Raw genomic sequence first — 6,360 nt, forward strand, 5'->3', positions numbered from 1 at the left:
GTGGCTATGCTGCCCTCATCAATCCCCGCATTCGAGGACATAACAATGAGCATGACGTTTTCCGGTCAGGTCGCCGTCGTCACGGGCGCCGCCAACGGTATCGGCCGCGCGACCGCCCAGGCGTTCGCCGCTGAAGGTCTGAAAGTGGTGGTGGCCGACCTGGATGCCGCCGGGGGCGAGGGGACGGTGGCGCTGATTCGTACCGCCGGCGGTGAAGCGACTTTCGTGCGGTGCAACGTTACCGTCGAAAGTGATGTGAAAAATCTGATGGACGAGGTGATCAAGACCTACGGGCGACTCGACTATGCCTTCAACAACGCCGGGATCGAAATCGAGAAAGGCAAACTGGCCGAAGGTTCGATGGATGAATTCGACGCAATCATGGGCGTCAACGTCAAAGGCGTCTGGCTGTGCATGAAGTACCAGTTGCCGTTGCTGCTGGCCCAGGGTGGCGGGGCGATCGTCAATACCGCATCGGTGGCCGGCCTGGGCGCCGCGCCGAAGATGAGCATCTACGCCGCCTCCAAGCACGCGGTGATCGGCCTGACCAAGTCGGCCGCCATCGAATACGCCAAGAAGAAAATCCGCGTCAATGCCGTTTGCCCGGCGGTGATTGACACCGACATGTTCCGTCGCGCCTATGAGGCCGACCCGAAAAAAGGCGAATTCGCCAACGCCATGCATCCGGTGGGTCGCATCGGCAAGGTCGAGGAAATTGCCAGCGCCGTGCTGTACCTGTGCAGCGATGGTGCAGCGTTCACTACCGGCCATTCGCTGGCCGTGGACGGTGGCGTGACCGCGTTCTGAAACGCGTCCATTGATGCAGGAAAAGACCCGCCTGCCGGCGGGTTTTTTTTCGTCTGCCGTCAGTTACATGTCGTTGATAAACAATGTGTATCAAATAGTTAGAACGGTGGCTTTTGACGGCGTTGTCGCACAGCCTGACCGGCGCGGCTGTGATTTACTGCCGCGGGCAAAACGGACAGGAGTTTGGGTACTCATGGAATTGAGAATTGACCGACAGGCAATGGTGCCGGTTGTGCAGCAGATTGTTGATGGATTGATCGAATGGGTCGTGCAGGGAGAGGTGCCGCCAGCCACGCGCCTGCCTTCCGTGCGACAAATCGCGCGGTTGAACCTGCTCAGCCAGTCGAGCGTCATGGAAGCTTGCGAGCGTCTGGTGGCGCAGGGTGTCCTGGCCTCGCGGCAAGGCTCGGGGTTCATGGTCGCGGCCACATTGCCGAAGTGTTGCAAGGCCTTCGACAGTCCTGCGTTCGAGGGTGAGCGTCACGGCTGTGATACGGATCCGGAATGGCAAAGAGGGCTGAAACTGGGCGACGGCGTTTTGCCGCAGAGCTGGCGAGAGCCCGATGATCTCAGCTACGCGATCCGTCAGGTGGCCCGCACCGACATGACCAGCCTGTTCAACTACAACACGCCCCTCGGGCTCCCCGCGCTGCGCGAGCAAATCGTCAAACGACTCGGGTTGCTCGATATCAAGGCTGACGACGAACGGGTGCTGACCACTGCCGGCGCCAGCCACGGGCTGGATCTGATCGTGCGTACCCTGTTCCGGGCCGGTGACTGTGTGGTGGTGGAAACACCGGGTTATGCGCCGCTGTTCGACCTCCTGCGGCTGCACGGTGTGCGCATGCTGGAGGTTCGCCGTACGCCTGGCGGGCCGGACCTTGAGGCGCTTGAGGCGTTGTTGCAGCAGTTCCGGCCGGCGGCGCTGTTCATCAACAGTCATCACCACAACCCCACGGGGAGCTGTCTGGCGCCGGCCGTGGCGCGGGGTATTCTGCAATTGAGCAAAACCTACGACCTGCGGTTGATCGAAGACGACGTCTACGCCGATCTGCACAATGGCAGCGGCACGCGTCTGGCGGCACTGGATGAAGACGGGCGGGTGATTTACGTCGGCAGTTTTTCCAAGACACTGAGCAGCTCGTTACGGGCAGGTTTCGTAATGGCCAGTGTTGAGGTGATCGAGCAACTGGCGCGGGTCAAAATGATCAGTTGCATGGGCACTTCAAGGTTCAGCGAGGCGGTTCTGGCGGCGCTGCTGGCCAGTGGCGCCTATCGCAAACTGGTGCAACGCCAGCGCCAGCGGCTCAATACCGATCGGGCAGCAGCCTTGCAGGCGCTGGAGGATGCCGATTGGGAAGTGTTCGGCAAACCCACTGGCGGGCTGTTCATTTGGGCCCGTTCGCCGCTGGCGAATGACGAGCACCTGCGCAGGCAGGCCTTGCGTCATGGTGTGCAACTGTCCTGCGCGACATCATTCAGCCCCAGTGGCGAAGCCAGTGACTGGCAGAGGATCAATGTGGCCTACGCTTGTGATCCGAGGGCGCGGCAGTTCTTTCGCAGTACAGCCGTGGATCGACCTCAAGTGTTCTGAAAACGACGCACACCTAGCTTTTTGCCATTATTCCGACGCCAGAGTCTTGTGCTGGTTCATGGCCGTTGCGACTCTTCGGCAACAGACTTTGGCAGGGGACTACGCGCAATGATTTCGGCCGTGCAAGGACGTTTTGCCAACCTCGGTATGGCGAAAAAACTGGGTATCGGGTTTGTGCTGGTTTTGCTCTTGACCGCGCTGGTGGCGGCCATCGGCGTCTGGTCCCTGCAAACCATCAGTCAGCGCTTCGACGGGCTCAAGCAGATGTCCTCGCTCAACAGCGGCCTGCTCAAGGTGCGTCTGCTGGAACAGGACTACGCCTTGCACGGCAATCCGAAAACCGCCGATGCCCTGCACGAGGGCGTGGATGGTCTGATCGCCATGGCCGATCAGCTCAAGGCCCTGTCGCCGGGCAATGAGTCGGTCATGAACGACGTCCAGCAGTCGCTGGGCGCTTACCGTAAAGCCTTCGATGAGTTCGTTTCGCTGACCCAGGCCAAGGACCTGGCGCTGGAAATGGCCAGTTGGTCGGTGTCCAGCGTCGCCAACAACCTCGACGTCCTGCAGGCCGGGCTTGCCGATGACGGTGCCTATACGCTGAAAGACAGCGAGGGCAAGGATGGGGCCCAGTTCATCGAGCAGGCCAGTCAGGTCAGCCAGGTCTCGCGCCTGATGTTGCAGGCCATGAACGAAGCGCGGGTGCGGCTGGATCAGAGTCGCAAGGGCGACGACAGCGCCAAGGGCAACATCGAACAGGCCGCGCAGGCCCAGGCGCAAGCCGAACAACTGAAATCCACGGTCAAGGACGAAGGTTATCTGACGGTCCTCAACGAGGTCTCAGGCCACATCGCCGGTTTTAATGACAAGCTCGCCGAGTACACCGGGCTTCTGGCTCAGGAAAAAACCGTCTATGAGCAACTGCATCAGCGTGCCGCCCAGGTAGTGGAACGGGTCGATCAGGCCTATGTCGCCCAGGACGTCGCGATGCAGGGTGAGTTGAAGAAGAACTCGGTGCTGATTATCGGCTCGTCGGCGCTGGCGCTGCTGGTCGGTCTGATTGCGGCGTGGGTGATCACCCGCTTGATCGTCGCCCCGTTGCGCAGTGTGATGCATGTCGCGCAGCGGATCGCCGCCGGTGACTTGAGTGCAACGGTAGAGGTGACCCGTCGTGACGAAATCGGCCAGTTGATGCAGTCCATGCAGCAGATGGGCGCGGGCCTCAGCACCATCGTCAGCGGGTTGCAGGCGGGTATTGAACAGTTGGCCAGTTCCGCGCAATCGCTGTCGGCGGTGACCGAGCAGACCAACCTTGAGGTCAGTAGCCAGAAAGAGGAAACCGAGCAGGTCGCTACGGCCATGAACCAGATGACCGCCACCGTTCACGATGTGGCGCGCAATGCCGAAGAAGCGGCGCTCGCCGCACAGACTGCCGACGACAAGGTCGAGAGTGGCCAGCAGGTGGTGCGCCAGAGCATGGCGCGGATCGAGCAACTGGCGGATTCGGCGACGTCGGCCAGTTCGAGCATCGAAAGCCTGAGCGCAGAAATCCAGAACATCGGCACGGTGCTCGGAGTGATCAAGAGTGTTGCCGAACAGACCAACTTGCTGGCGCTCAACGCCGCGATTGAAGCGGCGCGGGCGGGCGAGCAGGGCAGGGGGTTTGCGGTGGTCGCCGATGAGGTACGGGCGCTGGCCCGGCGCACCCAGCACTCGACCGAAGAGATCGAGCGGCTGGTCAGTGCCTTGCGCTCGGCGGCGCATTCGTCGGTGCAGCAGATTCAGAGCAGTGGCGAGCTGGTGAAGCTGGCGGTGAGTGATGCGTTGCAGACGGAAAGTGCGCTGGGGAGTATTGCGGCGGCGGTCTCGTTGATTCAGCAGATGAATCAGCAGATTGCGGCGGCGGCCGAGGAGCAGAGTTCGGTGGCCGAGGAGATCAATCGCAGTGTGACCAGTATTCGGGCGAGTGCGGATCAGTCGTCGATTGCGATGCGCGGGAATGCGGCTTCGAGTGTTGAGCTGGCGCAGTTGGGGAGTGAGCTCAAGGGGATGGTGGGGCACTTTCGGCTTTGATTTGGATTTGACCTTGGCGGCCTTTGGGCCGACCAGGTTGCTGGTTGTTTGGTGTGAATATCCGTTTCTTTGGGTGCTGCCGCTGGCGGTTTCGCCCTTACGGCGAGTCCCTTTTTCAAACGCCAAAAAGGAACCAAAAGGCTGGGCCCCGGCGTTCGGCCCCTCGCTGAGGCTCGGTGTTCCTTCGTTCCGGGATTCATCCGGGGGCATCGCCTACGGTTTGCTTCGCTGCACCTCCTCTCGATGCATGCGGCTTCGCCGCACGGCGCTACGCGCCCACCCCCGGATGAATCCCTCCACTCAGCCTGCCGAAGGGGCCGGCACGTCAAAAGCGGTACTCGAGCTAACGCTCATCGTGTTGAGTGGTGGGAAGCAAAAGCCAAAGCCAAAGCAGAAGCAAGAGAAAAAGCAGAAGAAGCAGAAGAAGCAGAAGAAGCAGAAGAAGCAGAAGAAGCAGAAGAAGCAGAAGGTGTAGCAGCAGGAGTCGAGTTGCATGCGTTTCAAAACCCGAGTTCGACTCGGTATTTCACGTCGGCGTATCTCTCCCAATCATCTCGGTCAGTCCCCTCTCCCTCCGGGAGAGGGTTAGGGTGAGGGCGCTTTTGATTTTGATCTTTCCAGCGGCCAATAAAAAAGCCACCTCTCGGTGGCTTCTCTCAACATCTGCACTCAGTCGTAAATCACTTTCTTCTTCCAGTCCGCATCAGCCTCGACATCCTTGAGGCCTGCAGTCAGTTGGTTTTCTTCGCCTTCGACCGGGGCAATCTTGTCCATGACCTGGGCGTTGGCGCGGGCCAGGAGTTTTTCCAGGTATTGGAGTTGTTCGGCGTAGATCTGCGGGTCCTGCTGTTTGCGCAGGTATTGCACGCCGCGTTCGAACGCGAGGCGGGCCTGGCCTGGCTGGTTTTGTTGCAGGGCGTGCTGGCCGAGGTTGTTGAAGAACTCGATGTGCAGCAGCACCAGGATATGACGGACTTCGCGAATCCAGTGCTTGGCTTCGTTTGGTGGCAGGAAACCGTCCTGGGCGGCGCGGGTAATCTGGCCGTGCAGGGCTTCGAGCAGGAAGCGGACGTCTTTGGCCTTGGCTTCGGTCTGGATCGGGGCCGGCGGGTTGTTGACCGGGATCGATTCGCCCTGGGCGACAAGGGCGCTCAGTTCGGTGATGCGGGCCTTGGTCGTGGCGCTGGTCTTTTCCAGGTTCAGCAGGCGCTGGCAGACGTTCAGTTCCAGGCGGGTCATCAATAGCTTGAGGGCCGGGGTCATGAACTGGCCGGGGAAGGTTTCGGTCAGTTCGCCACAACGGCGCAGGCGGTCGTTGAGTTCGACCTTGGTGCGGGCCTTCTCCAGTTTGGTGTTTTCCACCACATGGTTCATGTAGCCAATGGCGATCAAGATTGCAATCCCGGCTATGACTAGCAGGGTGATCATGAGTGGTGTCACCGGTAAGACCTCTTTATAGGGTTCGCGTGCGAGTGTAGTGGCTTGGCATATAGGAGCCTAGCGCCGCTCGACGGGTTGGATCGGCTAAGCTCAATCTGTATCGGCCGCAGGGCTGCTTATATAAATGCTGGCCCTTGGGGTGCAGATTGCCATCACCTGTGCCGTGGACTATAGCGCCTTGGCGAGTGGCGGAATATAGGCGTCAATCGTCGGGCGACGGAAAAGTCCGAATCGGCTCGTAAAGCAGGGCGAAGTCATTGATTTAAATAAATTTATATCAGGGGGTTGACGACCTTCCAATCCATCCATAGAATGCGCGCCACTTGCAGCGTAAAGCACACAGCGATACGAAGCAGGGAGTGAATGTTGTAGTGTGTCCCCTTCGTCTAGTGGCCTAGGACACCGCCCTTTCACGGCGGTAACAGGGGTTCGAGTCCCCTAGGGGACGC

The 6,360-nt window shown here is 60.1% G+C and carries 5 protein-coding genes, 1 tRNA gene and 1 pseudogene; 6 read left to right on the forward strand and 1 reads right to left on the reverse strand.

All coding sequences use genetic code 11. From position 1 onward, the window contains the following. Positions 1-45: 45 nt before the first annotated feature. From AC1RR7_RS18515 to AC1RR7_RS18535, 5 genes and pseudogenes are all read left to right on the forward strand, one after another. Complete coding sequence (locus AC1RR7_RS18515) at positions 46-807, forward strand: SDR family oxidoreductase (protein WP_260520574.1); 762 nt, start codon at positions 46-48, stop codon at positions 805-807. A 193-nt stretch (positions 808-1,000) separates the two neighbouring features. Continuing rightward, the gene (locus AC1RR7_RS18520) at positions 1,001-2,401 is read left to right on the forward strand and encodes an aminotransferase-like domain-containing protein (protein WP_096817975.1); all 1,401 of its coding nucleotides are present in this window, start codon (positions 1,001-1,003) and stop codon (positions 2,399-2,401) included. A 147-nt stretch (positions 2,402-2,548) separates the two neighbouring features. Beyond that, a pseudogene (locus tag AC1RR7_RS18525) lies at positions 2,549-3,610 on the forward strand (HAMP domain-containing protein); the annotation flags it as partial. Then, positions 3,608-4,471, forward strand: a complete 864-nt coding sequence (locus AC1RR7_RS18530) for a methyl-accepting chemotaxis protein (protein ID WP_493158118.1) — start codon at positions 3,608-3,610, stop codon at positions 4,469-4,471. The pseudogene AC1RR7_RS18525 and the gene AC1RR7_RS18530, both read left to right, overlap by 3 nt. Before the next feature lies 1 nt (position 4,472). Beyond that, complete coding sequence (locus AC1RR7_RS18535; RefSeq protein WP_493158111.1) at positions 4,473-4,946, forward strand: hypothetical protein; 474 nt, start codon at positions 4,473-4,475, stop codon at positions 4,944-4,946. Between the two features lie 194 nt (positions 4,947-5,140). On the opposite strand, the gene AC1RR7_RS18540 is transcribed toward AC1RR7_RS18535, so the two are convergent. Beyond that, the gene (locus AC1RR7_RS18540; RefSeq protein WP_065261849.1) at positions 5,141-5,899 is read right to left on the reverse strand and encodes a hypothetical protein; all 759 of its coding nucleotides are present in this window, start codon (positions 5,897-5,899) and stop codon (positions 5,141-5,143) included. 387 nt (positions 5,900-6,286) lie between these two features. On the opposite strand from AC1RR7_RS18540, the gene AC1RR7_RS18545 reads away from it, so the two are divergent. Further along, positions 6,287-6,359: transfer RNA gene (locus tag AC1RR7_RS18545), tRNA-Glu, on the forward strand. Position 6,360: the final 1 nt, after the last annotated feature.

The sequence above is a fragment of the Pseudomonas sp. GW821-FHT11G12 genome, assembly GCF_058808055.1.